This window comes from Ramlibacter tataouinensis TTB310 (assembly GCF_000215705.1).
Taxonomy (GTDB): Bacteria; Pseudomonadota; Gammaproteobacteria; order Burkholderiales; family Burkholderiaceae_C; genus Ramlibacter; species Ramlibacter tataouinensis.
In genome coordinates, this window is record NC_015677.1 from 1,442,567 (window position 1) to 1,458,162 (window position 15,596).

Below are 15,596 nucleotides of genomic sequence, written 5' to 3' on the forward strand. Positions count from 1 at the left end.
GCATGCAAACCCGTCGCCAGAACATGAAGCAGACCGTCGCACTCGTGGGCGCGCTGGCGTCCACCGGCCTGCTGCCCCTGCCGGCCCGCGCCTTCAACAAGAAGGCCTTCGAGGCCAAGTCGGTGCTGGATGCCGCCAAAGCCTTCGGCGGCGACACGTTGGTGGAAAGCAAGGAGGTCACGATCCAGGGCCCCGACATCGCCGAGAACGGCGCGGTTGTGCCGCTGGGCGCCGCCACCACCGCGGCCGGCGTGAAGCACATGCTGATCCTGGTAGAGAAGAACCCGAACGTGCTGGTGGCCATGTTCAACGTGAGCGACGCCGTGGTGCCGAACTTCGCAACGCGCGCGAAGATGGGCCAATCCTCCGACGTTTACGCCCTGGCCGTCATGAACGACGGCAGGGCGTTGTTCGCCAAGAAGGAAGTCAAGGTCACGCTGGGCGGCTGCGGCGGCTGAACCCGTCGGAAGAAGAACGCGCCCCGCAGCGACAGCTAGCAAACAGGAGATATCCAAATGGCAGATCCGATGCGCATCCGCGCCCAGGCCCAGGAGGGCAACGCACTCGTGCGAGTCCTCATGAGCCACGAGATGGAAACCGGCCAGCGCCGAGATGCAAGCGGCAAGGTCATTCCGGCCTGGCACATCATCGAGGTGAGCGTTGCCCACAACGGCAAGAACGTGATGACGGCCGAATGGGGCCCGGCGGTGGCCAAGAACCCTTTCCTGCAATTCACCGTCAAGAACGCCAAGGCCGGCGACAAGATCGCGGTGAGCTGGAAGGACAACAAGGGCGACAGCCGCACCGACGAGGCAACTGTTTCCTAATGACGGCAGCTGCCGGCCGCCAGGGCCGGACGCCGCCAAAGATTTGGAGGGAGATTGATGAGGACCGTGCGCACATCGTTGATGCTGGGCGTCGGCCTGATGGCGGGGAGCGCCGCATGGGCGCAGAAATCCACCACCGAGGCCATTGAGGAATACCGCGCCATGCTGGCGGACGGCAATCCTGCCGAGCTGTTCGAAGCCAAGGGCGAGGAGTTGTGGAAGCAGCGGCGCGGGCCCAAAGCCGCGTCGCTCGAACGCTGCGATCTGGGCAAGGGCCCGGGGGTTGTGAAAGGCGCATTCGTGGAGCTGCCGCGCTACTTTGCCGACACCGGCAAGGTGCAGGACCTCGAGTCGCGTCTGGTCACCTGCATGGAGCGGCTGCAGGGCTTCAACGCGGCGGAAATCGCCAAGACGCCGTTTGGCCGCGGCGAGATGGCCAACGTCACGGCCCTGGCCACCTGGATCGCTGCCGCATCCAAAGGCATGGCCTTCAACCTGCCGCAGGCGCATCCCATGGAGCGCACGTTCTACGAGGCGGGCAAGCGCATGTTCTTCATGCGTGGCGGCACGCATGACTTCTCCTGCGCCTCCTGCCACGGCGAGGAGGGGAAGCGGATCCGGCTGCAGGAACTGCCCAACCTCACCAGAAGCCCCGGCGACGGCGTCGGCTTCGCGGCGTGGCCCGCCTACCGCGTCTCCAACGGCCAGATGTGGAGCATGCAACTGCGGCTCAACGACTGTTTCCGCCAGCAGCGCTTCCCCTACCCGGAGTTCGGAAGCGATGCACTGACCGCCCTGAGCACCTACCTGGGCGTCAATGCCAAGGGCGCCAAGTCGGCCGCTCCCACCCTCAAGCGCTGAAGGAGAGACACGACATGAAGACACCGCGTTCCGGTGGGGCCGCCGCCCTCGTGGCGGCGCTGACGGTCGGCTGCGCCGCCCTGGGGGGCGGTTCCTCGGCGGACCAGCTGGCTGCGGACATGGTCAAAGCCTCGTTCCGCAGCGAAGGCATCGCCAAGGTGGAGCGGGTGACCGGCATCGACGAAACGCTGCAGGCCTGCAACGCCGCCGACGTGGTCGGCAAGCCGCTCGACCCGGCGATCGCCAAGCGCCTCGAGGAAGCCAACCTCAAGACCGTGAAGTGGCCCTCGGACGGCAAGTTCCTTGGCGACTGGAAGCAGGGGGAGGCCATTGCCCAGAGCGGCCGGGGCCTGACCTGGACCGACGCGGCGAACACGGTCAACGGCGGCAACTGCTACAACTGCCACCAGATCTCCAAGGAGGAAATCTCCTTCGGCACCCTCGGCCCCAGCCTGTACAACTACGGCAAGCTCAGGGGTGTCGCCGACCCGGGCAGCACCGCGGCCAGGCCCGTCGTCGAGTACACCTGGGGCAAGATCTGGAACGCCAAGGCCTACAACGCCTGTTCCAACATGCCGCGCTCGGGCCACATGGGCAACCTCAACGAGCAGCAGATCAGGCATCTGATGGCGCTGCTGCTCGACCCGCAGTCACCCGTCAACAAGTAGCCGTGCGCGCGATCGCTCCAGGGGTGTCGAATACGGCTGCCGGCTCACCGCCTTCCCCATGAATCTGAGCAAACGGGATTTTCTGCAGGCGCTGGGTGCCGGCGCCGCGGCGGGCTTGTCCCTGGGCCGCTGGGCCGACGCCGACGCGGCTACGGCCGCCGCCGGGTTGTACGACATCCCCCGGTTCGGCAACGTGTCGTTCCTGCACATGACGGATTGCCATGGGCAGCTCAAGCCCGTGCATTTCCGCGAGCCCCACATGAACCTGGGCGTCGGCGGCATGAAAGGACGGCTGCCGCATCTGGTGGGCGAGTCCCTGCTGAAGGCGGCTGACCTGCGGCCCGGCACGGCGCAGGCACATGCGCTCACCTACCTGGACTTCGAGAAGGCGGCGCGCCGCTATGGCAGGATGGGCGGATTCGCCCACATGGCCACGCTGGTCAAGCGGATGAAGGCCAGCCGGCCCGGCGCGCTGCTGCTCGATGGCGGGGACACCTGGCAGGGGTCGGCCACGGCGCTCTGGACGCGCGGCCAGGACATGGTCGATGCCTGCAAGCTGCTGGGCGTCGACGTGATGACCGGCCACTGGGAATTCACGCTAGGGATGGAGCGGGTCCAGGAGATCATCGACCGGGACTTCAAGGGCCGCATCGCCTTCGTCGCGCAGAACGTCAAGACCAGCGACTTCGGCGACCCGGTGTTCGAGCCCTACGTGATGCGCGAGATCAACGGCGTGCCCTGCGCCATCATCGGGCAGGCCTTCCCCTACACCCCCATCGCCAACCCGCGCTATTTCGTCTCGGACTGGGTCTTCGGCATCCAGGACGAGAACATGCAGAAGGTGGTGGACGAGGCGCGCGGCAAGGGTGCACAGGTGGTGGTGGTGCTGAGCCACAACGGCATGGACGTCGACCTGAAGATGGCCAGCCGCATCAGCGGCATCGACGCCATCCTGGGAGGCCACACGCACGACGGCATGCCGGTGGCCTCCGTCGTGGCCAACCGGGGCGGGCAGACCCTGGTGACCAACGCCGGCTCGAACGGGAAGTTCCTGGGCGTGATGGACCTGGAGGTGAAGCAGGGCCGGGTCACCGGCTACCGTTACCGGCTGCTGCCCGTCTTCTCCAACATGCTGCCGGCGGACCCGGAAATGGACGACCTTATCACCCGCGTCCGGCAGCCGTACGCGGTTCGCCTGGGCGAGACGCTGGCAGTGACGGAAGGCACGCTGTACCGGCGCGGCAACTTCAACGGCACTGGCGACCAGCTGCTGCTGGACGCGCTGATGGAGGTGCAGGGCGCCGAGATCGCGTTCTCGCCAGGCTTCCGCTGGGGCACGTCGCTGCTGGCGGGCCAGGGCATCACGCGCGAATGGCTGATGGACATGACGGCCACCACTTATTCGTATGCCACGGTGAGCGAAATCAGCGGCGAGATGATCAAGACCATCCTCGAGGATGTCTGCGACAACCTCTTCAACCCCGATCCCTATTACCAGCAGGGCGGCGACATGGTTCGCGTCGGCGGGCTGGCGTACAGCTGCAATCCTGCAGCGCCCATGGGCCGACGCATCGAAGACATGCGCCTGGGCGGCAAGCCGATCGAGGCGTCCCGGCGCTACAAGGTGGCTGGCTGGGCCCCCGTGGCCGAAGAGGCGCGCCACAGCGGCGCGCCTGCGGTGTGGGAAGTGGTGGAGCAGTGGCTCAAGGCGCGTGGTGGCAAGGTCACGGCGCGCAAGCCGAACATGCCGCGGCTCACGGGGGCCGTACCGAACCCCGGCTTCGAGCCGAAAACCGTCTGAGGGCGCCCCGGATGGAAAAAAGACGTTCCAACCTGCCGTCCTGGACCCTGCTGTGCGCCCTGGTGTCGAGCGGCGCCGTGGCGCAGCAGGCCACTCACACGCTGCGTTCCCTGACGCCGGAGGCCGCCCTGCGCGCAGCCCAGGCTGCCTTGCAGAGTTGCGCGAAAAGCGGCTTTCAGGTGGCCGTGGCCGTGACCGACCGTGGCGGCCACGCCCTGGTCATGCTGAGGGACCGGCTGGCCGGTCCGCACACGCCCGAGACCGCTATCAACAAGGCGTACACGGCCCTGACCTTCCGTATGGACACGCTTGCGTTCGCCCGGGCGACGCAGGCCACCGAAGCTGCATCGGGCATCCGGCACCTGCCGCGGGTGGTGGCCATCGGCGGCGGTCGGCCCATCGATTCGGCCGGATCCCTGGTCGGCGCCATCGGCATTTCGGGCGCGCCGGGCGGCGAGGCTGACGACGCCTGCGCCCGTGCCGGCATCGACGCGATCAGGGACGACCTGGACTTCTGAGTGCCGCTTCTCAGTTCAGCGCCTGCCCGCTGGCAGCGGGGGCCATTCCTTGCGGAACGGCGGCGCCGTCATGCCGTGCAGCGCGCCGGGCCTGCAGCCATAGCGCGGCGCAGGTACCGGCCGTCAGACCGAGCACCGCCAGCACCGATCCCAGGGACAACAGCGCCAGGCCGCTGACGCCGTTGCCTATGGAGCAGCCCAGGGCGGTCACCCCGCCGAACCCCATCAGCAGTGCTCCCGCGACGTGGGCGCCGAATTCCCGCGGCGAGGAGAACATCTCCCAGCGGAAATCGCCGCGCCATCGGGCGCTGGCATGGCTGCCGGCCAGCACGCCCAGGGCCACCACCACGCCGAAACTCAGCAAGGTGCTCTTGTCGGACCACATCGTGAGCAGGTCCAGCAGGTGGCCCAGCGGCGCGGAGAAGCTGAGAGCCTCCGGCCGGCGGGACTGCGTCCCCAGCCAGGCCGGCTCGAGCGTCTCGGGATGCTCCGCGACGAAGCCCACGTGGCCGGTGAGAAACAGCGCGCCGCCCACCAGGATTCCAACCAGGCTGCCGCCCAGCACGGTGGCGGCGTCCAGCGAGCGCCGCACGCGCCAGGCGAACGCCAGCACGGCGGCCGACACCAGCACGGTCAGCAGTCCGCGGGCGGCGGGCGGCGACAGGTGCAGCGCCGGCGCCAGCAGCGAGCCCAGGTCCTGCGGACCCGAAAGCTGGATCACCCACGCATCGAACATGGAGACCCGTACGCCGGCCAGGATGCCGCGCAAGGTCATCAGCGCGGCCACCGCCACCACCAGCAGCGTCAGCACGGACCTCAGATTGCCGGCCCCCGCCTTGACCAGGTTGCGCTGCGGGCAGCCGCCGCACAGCACCATGCCGAAGCCAAACAAAGCGCCTCCGAACAGATAAGAGGCCCATGGCAACCGCGGCGCCCAGGCCAAGGTGCGCGTCGCATCCAGGGTGCCGCCGACGATGAGCAGCTGCGTGCAGGCCGCTCCGATGGCGACGGCGAGCATCCAGGCAACCAGACGCGCGGGGCCTCTGAAGATGACCCAATCGGCGATCGCGCCGCGCACGCAGAAACGTGTCGCCTGCCCGGTGGCGCCAAAGATCAGGCCGATCACCAGCCCGCCCCACAGCACGTACTGGGTCAGGGTCGATGGCGGCGTGGAAGTCATGCGGTCATTCTGAGGAAGCGGCGCCGGTAAGGCGCTTGCGGACGCGCAGTGTACCGGGTGGAGCGCGCCGCACCAGCCCTAGCGCTCCAGCCACGCCAGCAGATCGCGCAACCGCTGCTCGTTCTGTGTGTCGAAGGCCTGAATGCCCACGGTCTTGAGGACCTGCTGGTCCGCTTCGCTCTCGGTCATGGACGCCAGGGTTTTCTTGATGGCATCCACCTGCTTGGCCGTGATCTTGGAAGAGGCGATCAAGGGAAAGTAGGGCTGCGTCACGCTCTTGTGCAGCACCCTATGGCCGTCCTTCTCCCATTTTTTGGCCACCCCGGAATACGAGGCCACGCCGCCGACATCGGCAAACTTGTTCTGCAGGTAGAAGGCCACGGCTCCCTGTTCACGGACGTACTGCACCTTTTCCTTGGCCAGGTCGATGCCCTTGTCGCGCAGCTCGGCGCGGCAGAACTTGCTCATGTAAGCCGCCTGCTCGGGCATGGCGATGCGCTTGCCCTTCATGTCGTCCAGCGACTTCAGGGGCGAGTCCTTGGCCACGATGATGTGGCATTGCCCATCCGGCTTGGCGCTCGCCACGTACTTGTAACCATAGTCGCGCAACCCACGGGCCGGGTAGTCGCTGGGCCGGGCGATCACAAAGTCGAAGCGCGAGGTCTTCATCCCTTCCTCGAGGAAGAGGAACTCCCGTGCGAAGACGACGTTGACTTTCTGGTTGATGCTGCGGCCGATCGCGTCGGCCAGCCCTTGGTACTTGGCGATGACCTGCGCATGGTCGAGGCCGCCGGAGGTGCCCTCGCTCACCCCCATCACCAGTCCCTGCGCGAATGCGCCCGTCGAATGCAGCAGCAACGCCGCCGCCAGCCATATGCTCCTCATCGTTTCCCCCTTCAGTGAAACCTCCGCGACAGTCGCATAAAGCGCAGAAAATGGCAAGCCACAGAGGAGGTTCTGACGATGGATGGGGTCTCGGGACGACAGCGGTCGCCTTGAAGCTGCCGGCTAGGCCGCCTCGCTGTCGCAGCTCAGTGCGAGGTCCCGCTGCCCCTCCAGTGCCGCCAGCCGGCCCGTCAGCGCCGTGTGGATGCGCTCGTACGCCGCCGTGCCCAGGGTCAGGCGGGCCGGCGCCACGCCGGCATCCATGGCGGCGATCATGGCCTGCGCCATCCTGTCGGCGTCGCCGCGCACGGGAAAGGAGCCGTCCGCGAAGCCGTCGCGCACCTGCCGCACCGCCGACGCGCCGTAGGCCGGCATCGCCGGCGCCGTCACCAGGGACGCACCGAAGTTGGTGCGGGTCGGGCCGGGCTGGGCGATGGTGAAGAAGATGCGGAACGGCGCCACCTCCTGGGCCACCGCCTCGATGAAACCCTCGATGCCCCATTTGCTCGCGTGATAGGCGCTGAAGCCGGGGTAGGCGGTCTGCCCGCCCTCGGAGGACAGCTGCAGCACACGTCCTCCGCCTTGCCCGCGCAGGTGGGGCAGAGCGGCCCGGATCACGCGCATGGACCCGACCAAGTTGGTATCGATCTGGTGCGCGATCTGTTCGTCGCTCAGCTCCTCGGCGGCGCCGAAAAGCCCGAAGCCCGCGTTGCTCACTACCACGTCCACCCGGCCGAATACGCGGAAGGCATCGTCGACCACACGCGGCACGGCGGCACCATCGGTAACGTCCAGCACGCCGACCTGGAGCCTGTCAGGGTGGCGCCGCTGCAGGTCCGCCAGCGCCTCGGCGCGGCGCAGGGTTGCGAACACCCGGTCGCCGCGTTCCAGCAGCCGTTCGGCCAGCTGTCGTCCCAATCCGCTCGAGGTCCCGGTGATCAGCCAGTTCTTGGGGTTCATGTCATCGCTCCTTGTGTGGGTTGCGTCAGCCCTTACCGTAGCCCCGCAAGCGGCCGCGACCAAGGGGCCGCGGGGTCATGGCCCTGGAACCCCAAGTTCATAATCCAGCGCATGGACAACGGGCTGCTGCTGGGCGTGAACACCTTTCTCGCCGTTGCGGAATGCGGCAGCTTCACCGGTGCGGCCCTGCGCCTGGGCGTCAGTCCCACCGCGGTCAGCAAGTCCATCCGCGCCATGGAGGGGCGCCATGGCGTCCTGCTGTTCCAGCGCACGACGCGGCAGGTGGCGCTGACGGAGGCCGGCCGCCTGCTCGCCGAGCGCTTGCGGCCGGCGGCCGAAGATATCGCACAGGCCTTCACGACGATGGCGGGTTTGCGTGACCGGCCGACGGGCATCCTGCGCATCACGGCGCCGCGTTCGGCCGCCGACCTGCTGGCGGCCGTGGTGCCGGCGTATCGCCGCGCCTGTCCGGAGGTCACCCTGGACCTGTCGCTGAACGATGCCCTGGTGGATCTCATCCGTGACGGCTACGACGCGGGCATCCGGCTCGACGAGGCCGTCGAGAAGGACATGGTCGCCGTGCGCCTGACGCCGCGCATTACCTGGACGGTGGTGGGCGCGCCGGCCTACCTGGACCGTGCGGGTCGGCCGCAGGCGCCGGAAGACCTGGTCCACCACGAATCCATCCGCTACCGCTTCAGCGCGTCACGCGCGCTGCACCGATGGGAGTTCCGGCGCGGCAGGCGCAGCTTCATCGTCGACGTGGCCGGCGGCCTGGTCGTGGACGACCGGCGGCTGTTGCTCGAGCTGGCCGCGCAGGGGCAGGGGCTAGCCTACGTCGCCGAGCGCGAAGCCCGGGCCGACCTCGCGGCCGGCCGCCTGCAGGCGATGCTGCACCCCTATATCCCGAGCAACGAAGGCTTGTACCTGTACTTCCCCGGCCAGTCGCAGCGGCAGCCCAAGCTCAGGGCCTTCATCGATGCGCTGCGTGCGTCGACGCGCGAGGCGCTTCGGCCGGGGGACGACGCCAGCCCCACGACAAGCCGCTGAGTCACTCGCCGGCCTCCGGCAGGCCTTCCTCGGCCAGGTTCTTGTGCAGCTCGATCATCTGCTTGAGCATGGCCTTGAGCTCTGCCGCGCGCGCCAGGCCCAGGGGCTCCAGCACGCGGCGCTCGTGCTCCTGGGCCAGCTCGATCAGCCCACCGACCAGCCGCTGGCCCGCCGGCGTGATGGCGATGAGCGTGACGCGCCGGTCGGTTTCGTGGGCGATGCGGCGCACCTGGCCACGGCCTTCCAACCGGTCCACGACACGGGTGACGGTGGGCTGCTTCAGCACCACCAGCCGGGCCAGGTGGCCTATGCTCATCGGCTGGGCGCCGGCCAGCGAGGCGAGCACGCGCCACTCCGACACGGTGAAGCCCTTGGCCAGGGCCACCCGGTGGAACTCGCCCGAGATCAAATGGCTCGCCTGCGTGAGCAGGGCCGGCAGGTAGTCATCGACGAAGCTGCCCTGGCTGGGCCTGGCTTTGCTCATGAGCCGATTGTCGCGGCAATCGCGGCGGAGAAATCGCATGACTTTTCATATGTTGCCGCATAAACTAAACGGAACGCAGCTGTTCGTGGTTGGGATGCCTGCGGCATGGGGACGTCAATGGCCGAAAGATCGTTTGTCGAGGAAGTCAAGAAGCTGCGGCTGGGCGCCGGCGAAACCTTCCGCGGCGAAGGCATCCTGGCCGTCACCAAGGCGCTGCTGGAGTCCGGCGTGGCCTACGTCGCGGGCTACCAGGGCGCGCCTATCTCCCACCTGATGGACGTGCTGGCCGACGCCCAGGACATCCTGCGCGAGCACGGCATCCGCTTCGAGAACAGCGCCAGCGAGGCCACGGCCGCGGCCACCCTGGCGGCGTCGGTCAACTATCCGCTGCGCGGCGCCGTCACCTTCAAGGCCACCGTGGGCACCAACGTGGCCTCCGACGCGCTGGCCAACCTGGCCTCCGGCGGCGTCACCGGGGGCGCGCTGGTGGTGGTGGGCGAGGACTACGGCGAGGGCTCTTCCATCATGCAGGAGCGCAGCCACGCGTTCGCCATGAAGTCGCAGATCTGGCTGCTGGACCCGCGGCCCAACCTGCCGTCCATCGTCCAGGCCGTCAAGCAGGGCTTCGAGCTGTCCGAGGCCAGCCACACGCCGGTGATGCTGCAGCTGCGCATCCGCGCCTGCCACGTGCACGGCGAATTCACCGCGGCGGACAACCAGCGTCCGGCCTTCACCATCGGCCAGGCGCTGGACCACCCGCAGCGCGACACCGGCCGCATCGTGCTGCCGCCCGCCAGCTTCCAGCACGAGCAGGAGAAGGTGCGCGAGCGCTGGCCTGCCGCGGTCCGCTTCATCGAGTCGCGCGGCATGAACGAGTTCTTCGCCGAGGGCGCCGACGACCTGGGCATCGTGGTGCAGGGCGGCAGCTACAACACCCTGGTTCGCGTGCTGGAACGGCTGGGCCTGGCCGACGTCTACGGCAACAGCCGGGTGCCGCTGTACGTGATGAACGTGGCCTACCCGGTCATCGACAGCGAGGTGCTGCGCTTCTGCGAGGGCAAGCGCGCGGTGCTGATGGTGGAGGAGGGCCAACCCAACTTCGTCGAGCAGAACGTCGCCACCATCCTGCGCCAGGCGGGGTCTTCCGCCGCCCTGCACGGCAAGGACCTGCTGCCGGTGGCGGGCGAGTACACCGCGGCCGAGGTGCTCAAGGGCGTGCGCGGTTTCCTGGAGCGCTACGGCCGGCTGCAGCCGGCGCCCGCCCAGCCCAAGGCACCCAGGGTCATCCCGCTGCAGCCGCTGGCCGAGAGCGTCCAGGCCCGTCCGCCGGGTTTTTGCACCGGCTGCCCGGAGCGGCCCATCTTCACGGCCATGAAGCTGGTCGAGCGCGAGCTGGGGCCCCACCACGTCAGCGCCGACATCGGCTGCCACCTGTTCTCCATCCTGCCGCCGTTCAACCTGGGCAACACCACCATGGGTTACGGCCTGGGCAGCGCCGGCGCGGCGGCACTGAACGTGCCCAACCACAAGCGCGCGATCAGCGTGATGGGCGACGGCGGCTTCTGGCACAACGGCCTGACCAGCGGCATCGCCAACTCGGTGTTCAACCGCAGCGACCACCTGACCATCGTGGTTGACAACAGCTACACCTCGGCCACCGGCGGCCAGGACGTGCTGTCGTCGACGGCCGCCAATCCCACGCGCAGCACCGGCCATGCCATCGAGCGGGCGGTGCGCGGCGTCGGCGTGGAATGGGTGCGCACGCTGCGCCGCACCTACGACGTGAAGGGCATGCGCGACACGCTGCGCGAGGCGCTGACCACGAAGGAGCAGGGACCCAAGGTCCTGATCGCGCAGTCCGAGTGCATGCTGAACAAGCAGCGCCGCGAGAAGCCGCTGGCGCGCAAGGCGGCGGCCGAAGGCAGGCGCGTGGTGCGCGAGCGCTTCGGCATCGACCCGGACACCTGCACCGGCGACCACTCCTGCATCCGCCTGTCGGGCTGCCCCTCCTTGTCGATCAAGCCCAACCCGGACCCGCTGCGCACCGACCCCATCGCCACCGTGCTCGACTCCTGCGTCGGCTGCGGGCTGTGCGGCGAGGTGTCGCATGCCGCCGTGCTGTGCCCGTCCTTCTACAAGGCGCAGATCGTCACCAACCCCACGCGCTGGGACCGCCTGCGCCGCAAGGTGTCCGGCGCCGTGATCGGCTGGCTGCAGCGGCGCGACGCGCGCTCCCGCGGGCGGTACGCCTTCTGAGCAAGCGATGAGCCGGGTGCAGCCGATCAAGATCGCGATCCTCGCCATGGGCGGGGAGGGCGGCGGCGTGCTGGCCGACTGGATCGTCGACCTCGGCGAGGCCAACGGCTTCTTCGCCCAGACCACATCCGTGCCCGGCGTGGCGCAGCGCACCGGCGCCACCATCTACTACGTCGAGCTGTACCCGAAGGCGCAGGCCCGGGCCGACGGCGGCGGCACGCTCGTGCTGGCGCTGATGCCGCTGCCCGGCGACGTCGACGTGGTGCTGGCCTCCGAGCTGATGGAGGCGGGCCGCGCCGTGCAGCGCGGACTGGTCACGCCCGACCGCACCACGCTCATCGCCTCGACGCACCGGGTCTACTCCATCGCGGAGAAGACCGCCCTGGGCGACGGCCGCGTCGACAGCGCCAACCTGGTGGCTCACGCCGGCGCCGCCGCGATGCGCTTCGTGCGCTTCGACATGGCGCAGGCGGCCGAGGACGCCGGCAGCGTGATCAGCGCGGTGTTGTTCGGCGCCCTGGCCGGCACCGGCGTGCTGCCGTTCAGCCGGTCCCAGTTCGAAGCCACCATCGAGCGCGGCGGCATCGGTGCCAGGGCCAGCCTGAAGGCCTTCGCCACCGGCTTCGCGCGCGCGGGCGCGCCGGGCGAGCCCGGGCCGCAGCAGCCGGCCCCGGCCGTCGACCCGCAGCCCCGGCATCCGCAGGTGCGCGCGCTGGTGGACCGGGTCCGCCGCGACTTCCCGCCCGCGGCGCATCCCGTCCTGTTCGAAGGCGTGCGCCGCCTGATCGACTACCAGGACCCCGCGTACGCCGGGTTGTACCTGGACCGGCTGGACGCCGTGCGCCGGCTGCCCGACGACGGCGAAGGGCGCCTGCTGGCCGAGACGGCCCGGCACCTGGCGCTGTGGATGTCGTACGAGGACACCATCCGCGTCGCCGACCTCAAGACCCGCGCCAGCCGGTTCGAGCGCGTGGGCGCCGAGGTCCACGTGCAGCAGGGCCAGCTGCTGGCCATCAACGAGTTCATGCATCCCGGCCTGCAGGAGGTGGTGGAGACGCTGCCGGCCTTCCTGGGGCGGCGGCTGGCCGGCTCCCGCTGGAGCCGTTGGCTGGTCGAGCGCTTCACCCGCGAAGGCCGCGTGGTCACCACCAGCTCGCTGGGCGGCTTCCTGATGCTCCGGACCGTGGCCGGCATGAAGCGCTGGCGGCGCAGCACGCTGCGCTACCAGGCGGAGAACCGCCGCATCGAGGACTGGCTGCGCCGCATCGCGGCCACGGCCGGCATCAGCCCGCAGCTGGCGCTGGAGGTGGCGCAGTGCCAGCGGCTGGTCAAGGGCTACAGCGACACCCATGCGCGCGGCCTGCGCAACTACGAGACCGTCATGGAGGCGGTGCAGCGCGGTGGCGCGCGCCTGGCCCCGGCCACCGTGCGCGAGCTGCGCGACGCGGCGCTGGCCGACGAGCATGGCCACAAGCTGCGCCAGGCGCTGGAGCGCCATGCCCTGACGGTGCCGGTGGAGGCCGCGACCTAGACCCGGGCGGCCCGGCGCTGTGGCGCTTACTGTTCGGCGAAGGCGCGCTCGATCACGAAGGCACCGGGCCGCGAGGTGTTGCCCTCGGCAAAGCCCCTGCCTTCCAGCATGTGCCGCAGGTCGCGCAGCATGGCGGGGCTGCCGCAGATCATGACGCGGTCCTCTTCGGCGCTCAGGGGCGGCAGCCCCAGGTCGGCGAACAGCTTGCCGCTCTCGATGAGGTCGGTCACCCGCCCCATGTTGCGGTAGCTCTCCCGCGTGACGGTGGGGTAGTAGCGCAGCTGGCTGCTGACCAGGTCGCCCAAGAGCTCGTGCGCCGGCAGGTGCTCGACCAGCAGGTCGTGGTAGGCCAGCTCGTCCTTCTGGCGCACGCCGTGCACCAGGACGACCTGCTCGAATTTCTCGTAGGTGGCCGGATCGCGCACGATGCTCATGAAGGGCGCCAGGCCCGTGCCGGTGGACAGCAGGTACAGGCGCCTGCCCGGCAGCAGGTAGTCGATCAGCAGCGTCCCGGTGGGCTTGCGCCCCACGATGATGGTGTCGCCCGGCTGGATGTGCTGCAGCCGCGAGGTCAGCGGGCCGTCGGGCACCTTGATGCTCAGGAACTCCAGGTGTTCCTCGTAGTTGGCGCTGACGATGCTGTAGGCGCGCAGCAGCGGCTTGTCGTTCACCCGCAGGCCGATCATCGTGAAATGGCCGTTGGAGAACCGCAGCGACTGGTCCCGGGTGGTCTTGAAGGTGAACAGCTTGTCCGTCCAGTGGTGCACGGACAGCACGCGCTCCTCGTTGAATGCGCTCATGGTGGCTTCGGGGATGGTTGTAGTTCAGGACCTGCCGGCTCGCCGGCGCCGCCCCTTCGGCGGTCGCGTCGGGCAGGATCCTTGCGCCCCCGATGATAAGCGGCCCCCCGCCGCGACCCGGAACCGGGGCCTTCGCCTTCTTCCGGTATCAGGCGGCCTGGCGCTCCCCCTCGATCACCGCCAGGACGTTGCGCGCGGCGGCGACGCCCATGTTGACGTAGGCGTCGGTCGTCACGCCGCCGATGTGCGGGCTCAGGAGGATATGGGGCTCACCCTGGAAGGGATGGGGCGCCGTCATGGGCTCGACCGCAAAGCTGTCCAGGCCCGCGGCAGCCACCTGGCCGGAGCGCACGGCGCCCAGCAGCGCCGCCTCGTCCACCAGGCCGCCGCGCGCCGTGTTCACGATCAGCACGCCGGGCTTGCATGCCTGCAGCGCCGCCGCGTCCAGCATGCCGCGGTTCTCCGGCGTCAGCGGGCAATGCAGCGAGATCGCATCCGATTCGCGCCAGAGGGTCGCCAGGTCGACGCGGCGGATGTACGGCGGCAGCGCCTGCGCATACGGATCATGGCCCAGCACCGTCATGCCCATCGCATCGCACATGCGGGCAAAGCGCTGCCCGATCGCGCCCAGCCCGACCAGCCCGACGGTGCGCCCGTTCAGCTCCACGCTCTTGTGGGTGGCCTTGTCCCAGTGGCCGGCGTGCATCCGGGCGTTGAGCTGCACCACCGACTTGGCGCAGGCGAGCAGCAGGGCCATGGCCTGCTCCGCCACCGCGGCCGCATTGGCCCCCACGGCGGCACGCACCTCGATGCCGCGCGCCCGGGCGGCATCCTTGTCGATGGTGTCGGTGCCGCTGCCATGCTTGGAGATGACGCGCAGCGAGGGGGCCGCGTCCATCACGGCGGCTCCCACCTTGCCGTAGCGCACGATGATGGCGACGGGGTCGTGGCGGCGGCACAGCGCCACCAGGTCCGGCTCCTGCGGGGCTTTGCCGGCATAGACGATCTCGAACTCGGCCAGCAGGGCCAGCGCCTGCGGCGCGAGGTCGGCCCCCGTGACGAGGATGGCGCCGCGCCCGCTCACAGGCTCTCCCCTTCCTTCAGCACGCCTGCGGTGCGCAAGGCGGCGGCGAGCCACGGCGCGCTGGTATTGCCCTGCCGGATCTGCGCGATGCGCGCGGCCTCGTCGGCGACCTTCTTGCCGGCCAGCGGCAGCAGGCCCGCCACCCGATCGCGTTCGAGGACCACGATGCCATCGGCGTCGGCCAGCACCAGGTCGCCCGCGCGGACGCTCACGCCGCCGCAGCTGATCGGGTGGCCGATGCGGCCGGGCACGTTCTTCGTCGGTCCGTTCGGGTTGGTGCCGGCGCTGAAGACGGGATAGTCCATCTCGTCGATCTCCAGGCTGTCCCGCACCGCACCGTCGATGACTACCCCGGCGATGCCCAGCTGCTTGCAGGCGGTCATCATGATCGTGCCCATCAGGGCCGAGGTCCGGTCCGCCTTGCCGTCGATCACCAGCACGTCGCCCGGCCTGGCCAGTGCGATGGCGGCGTGGATCATCAGGTTGTCGCCCGGCCGCACGTCCACGGTGAGCGCGGGGCCGGCAAGCTTCATCCGCGGGTGCAGGGCGCCGATGCGGCCATGCATCGCGCCGCGGCGGCCCGCCACGTCGGCCAGGATGGCAGCCTGGAATTGCGCGGCCTGCCGCACGAGGTCGGGGGAGACGCGCTCGAAGTCGCGCAGGATGTCGGTGGTCATGGCGGGGCTTCGCG

The 15,596-nt window shown here is 69.4% G+C and carries 16 protein-coding genes; 9 read left to right on the top strand and 7 right to left on the bottom strand.

Annotated features, from left to right (window positions below):
- Positions 1-2 precede the first annotated feature (2 nt).
- Genes soxY through RTA_RS07090 form a run of 6 tightly spaced genes read left to right on the top strand, consistent with a single transcriptional unit; the run spans position 3 to position 4,675 of the window.
- Positions 3-458, top strand: coding sequence for a thiosulfate oxidation carrier protein SoxY (soxY, locus tag RTA_RS07065; RefSeq protein WP_013900699.1), 456 nt, complete (start codon positions 3-5; stop codon positions 456-458).
- 57 nt (positions 459-515) lie between these two features.
- The gene (soxZ, locus tag RTA_RS07070) at positions 516-827 is read left to right on the top strand and encodes a thiosulfate oxidation carrier complex protein SoxZ (RefSeq protein ID WP_013900700.1); all 312 of its coding nucleotides are present in this window, start codon (positions 516-518) and stop codon (positions 825-827) included.
- 57 nt (positions 828-884) lie between these two features.
- The gene (gene soxA / locus RTA_RS07075; RefSeq protein WP_013900701.1) at positions 885-1,688 is read left to right on the top strand and encodes a sulfur oxidation c-type cytochrome SoxA; all 804 of its coding nucleotides are present in this window, start codon (positions 885-887) and stop codon (positions 1,686-1,688) included.
- Positions 1,689-1,702: 14 nt separating this feature from the next.
- Positions 1,703-2,356 (top strand): sulfur oxidation c-type cytochrome SoxX, encoded by a 654-nt coding sequence (gene soxX / locus RTA_RS07080; RefSeq protein ID WP_013900702.1) that lies wholly within the window; start codon positions 1,703-1,705, stop codon positions 2,354-2,356.
- A 58-nt stretch (positions 2,357-2,414) separates the two neighbouring features.
- On the top strand, positions 2,415-4,157 hold the full coding sequence (gene soxB, locus RTA_RS07085; protein WP_013900703.1) for a thiosulfohydrolase SoxB: 1,743 nt from the start codon (positions 2,415-2,417) through the stop codon (positions 4,155-4,157).
- Positions 4,158-4,168: 11 nt separating this feature from the next.
- Positions 4,169-4,675 carry a GlcG/HbpS family heme-binding protein gene (locus RTA_RS07090; protein WP_013900704.1) on the top strand — a complete coding sequence of 169 codons (507 nt, stop codon included), beginning with the start codon at positions 4,169-4,171 and terminating at the stop codon, positions 4,673-4,675.
- Between the two features lie 10 nt (positions 4,676-4,685).
- Here the strand turns inward: RTA_RS07090 and RTA_RS07095 are convergent, their stop codons facing one another.
- The 3 genes from RTA_RS07095 to RTA_RS07105 form a co-directional block, all read right to left on the bottom strand.
- A complete protein-coding gene (locus RTA_RS07095) occupies positions 4,686-5,855 on the bottom strand; it encodes a YeeE/YedE family protein (protein WP_143762922.1) in 1,170 nt (389 codons plus the stop codon).
- A gap of 78 nt (positions 5,856-5,933) precedes the next feature.
- Entirely contained in the window at positions 5,934-6,740 is an 807-nt protein-coding gene (locus RTA_RS07100) for a phosphate/phosphite/phosphonate ABC transporter substrate-binding protein (protein ID WP_013900706.1), read from the bottom strand.
- 123 nt (positions 6,741-6,863) lie between these two features.
- Positions 6,864-7,700 (bottom strand): SDR family oxidoreductase, encoded by an 837-nt coding sequence (locus RTA_RS07105; protein WP_013900707.1) that lies wholly within the window; start codon positions 7,698-7,700, stop codon positions 6,864-6,866.
- A 111-nt stretch (positions 7,701-7,811) separates the two neighbouring features.
- Between RTA_RS07105 and RTA_RS07110 the strand changes: the two genes are divergently transcribed.
- Positions 7,812-8,750, top strand: coding sequence for a LysR family transcriptional regulator (locus RTA_RS07110; RefSeq protein ID WP_013900708.1), 939 nt, complete (start codon positions 7,812-7,814; stop codon positions 8,748-8,750).
- A gap of 1 nt (position 8,751) precedes the next feature.
- On the opposite strand, the gene RTA_RS07115 is transcribed toward RTA_RS07110, so the two are convergent.
- Positions 8,752-9,234, bottom strand: a complete 483-nt coding sequence (locus RTA_RS07115) for a MarR family winged helix-turn-helix transcriptional regulator (protein WP_013900709.1) — start codon at positions 9,232-9,234, stop codon at positions 8,752-8,754.
- Between the two features lie 117 nt (positions 9,235-9,351).
- Here RTA_RS07115 and RTA_RS07120 point away from each other — a divergent pair, with 117 nt between their 5' ends.
- Together RTA_RS07120 and RTA_RS07125 are read left to right on the top strand one after the other, a co-directional pair.
- Positions 9,352-11,490: a thiamine pyrophosphate-dependent enzyme gene (locus tag RTA_RS07120; protein WP_013900710.1), complete on the top strand. Its 2,139-nt coding sequence runs from the start codon at positions 9,352-9,354 to the stop codon at positions 11,488-11,490.
- A gap of 7 nt (positions 11,491-11,497) precedes the next feature.
- Entirely contained in the window at positions 11,498-13,021 is a 1,524-nt protein-coding gene (locus RTA_RS07125; RefSeq protein ID WP_041675149.1) for an indolepyruvate oxidoreductase subunit beta family protein, read from the top strand.
- Positions 13,022-13,047: 26 nt separating this feature from the next.
- Here RTA_RS07125 and RTA_RS07130 read toward each other — a convergent pair whose 3' ends face one another.
- The 3 genes from RTA_RS07130 to RTA_RS07140 all read right to left on the bottom strand — a co-directional run bounded on the left by RTA_RS07130 (position 13,048) and on the right by RTA_RS07140 (position 15,582).
- Positions 13,048-13,821: a ferredoxin--NADP reductase gene (locus RTA_RS07130; protein WP_041675151.1), complete on the bottom strand. Its 774-nt coding sequence runs from the start codon at positions 13,819-13,821 to the stop codon at positions 13,048-13,050.
- Positions 13,822-13,969: 148 nt separating this feature from the next.
- Complete coding sequence (locus RTA_RS07135) at positions 13,970-14,905, bottom strand: hydroxyacid dehydrogenase (protein WP_013900713.1); 936 nt, start codon at positions 14,903-14,905, stop codon at positions 13,970-13,972.
- Positions 14,902-15,582: an RraA family protein gene (locus tag RTA_RS07140; RefSeq protein ID WP_013900714.1), complete on the bottom strand. Its 681-nt coding sequence runs from the start codon at positions 15,580-15,582 to the stop codon at positions 14,902-14,904. The genes RTA_RS07135 and RTA_RS07140 overlap by 4 nt, the downstream gene beginning before the upstream one ends.
- Between the last annotated feature and the right edge of the window lie 14 nt (positions 15,583-15,596).

Bases quoted from the DNA above. Each gene is read 5' to 3' on its own strand.
- RTA_RS07130 (WP_041675151.1), bottom strand. From the start codon at position 13,821: ATGAGCGCATTCAACGAGGAGCGCGTGCTGTCCGTGCACCACTGGACG.
- RTA_RS07120 (WP_013900710.1), top strand. From the start codon at position 9,352: ATGGCCGAAAGATCGTTTGTCGAGGAAGTCAAGAAGCTGCGGCTGGGC.
- RTA_RS07125 (WP_041675149.1), top strand. From the start codon at position 11,498: ATGAGCCGGGTGCAGCCGATCAAGATCGCGATCCTCGCCATGGGCGGG.
- soxY (WP_013900699.1), top strand. From the start codon at position 3: ATGCAAACCCGTCGCCAGAACATGAAGCAGACCGTCGCACTCGTGGGC.
- RTA_RS07110 (WP_013900708.1), top strand. From the start codon at position 7,812: ATGGACAACGGGCTGCTGCTGGGCGTGAACACCTTTCTCGCCGTTGCG.
- RTA_RS07115 (WP_013900709.1), bottom strand. From the start codon at position 9,234: ATGAGCAAAGCCAGGCCCAGCCAGGGCAGCTTCGTCGATGACTACCTG.
- RTA_RS07090 (WP_013900704.1), top strand. From the start codon at position 4,169: ATGGAAAAAAGACGTTCCAACCTGCCGTCCTGGACCCTGCTGTGCGCC.
- soxB (WP_013900703.1), top strand. From the start codon at position 2,415: ATGAATCTGAGCAAACGGGATTTTCTGCAGGCGCTGGGTGCCGGCGCC.
- RTA_RS07105 (WP_013900707.1), bottom strand. From the start codon at position 7,700: ATGAACCCCAAGAACTGGCTGATCACCGGGACCTCGAGCGGATTGGGA.
- RTA_RS07140 (WP_013900714.1), bottom strand. From the start codon at position 15,582: ATGACCACCGACATCCTGCGCGACTTCGAGCGCGTCTCCCCCGACCTC.
- RTA_RS07095 (WP_143762922.1), bottom strand. From the start codon at position 5,855: ATGACTTCCACGCCGCCATCGACCCTGACCCAGTACGTGCTGTGGGGC.
- soxX (WP_013900702.1), top strand. From the start codon at position 1,703: ATGAAGACACCGCGTTCCGGTGGGGCCGCCGCCCTCGTGGCGGCGCTG.
- soxZ (WP_013900700.1), top strand. From the start codon at position 516: ATGGCAGATCCGATGCGCATCCGCGCCCAGGCCCAGGAGGGCAACGCA.
- soxA (WP_013900701.1), top strand. From the start codon at position 885: ATGAGGACCGTGCGCACATCGTTGATGCTGGGCGTCGGCCTGATGGCG.
- RTA_RS07100 (WP_013900706.1), bottom strand. From the start codon at position 6,740: ATGAGGAGCATATGGCTGGCGGCGGCGTTGCTGCTGCATTCGACGGGC.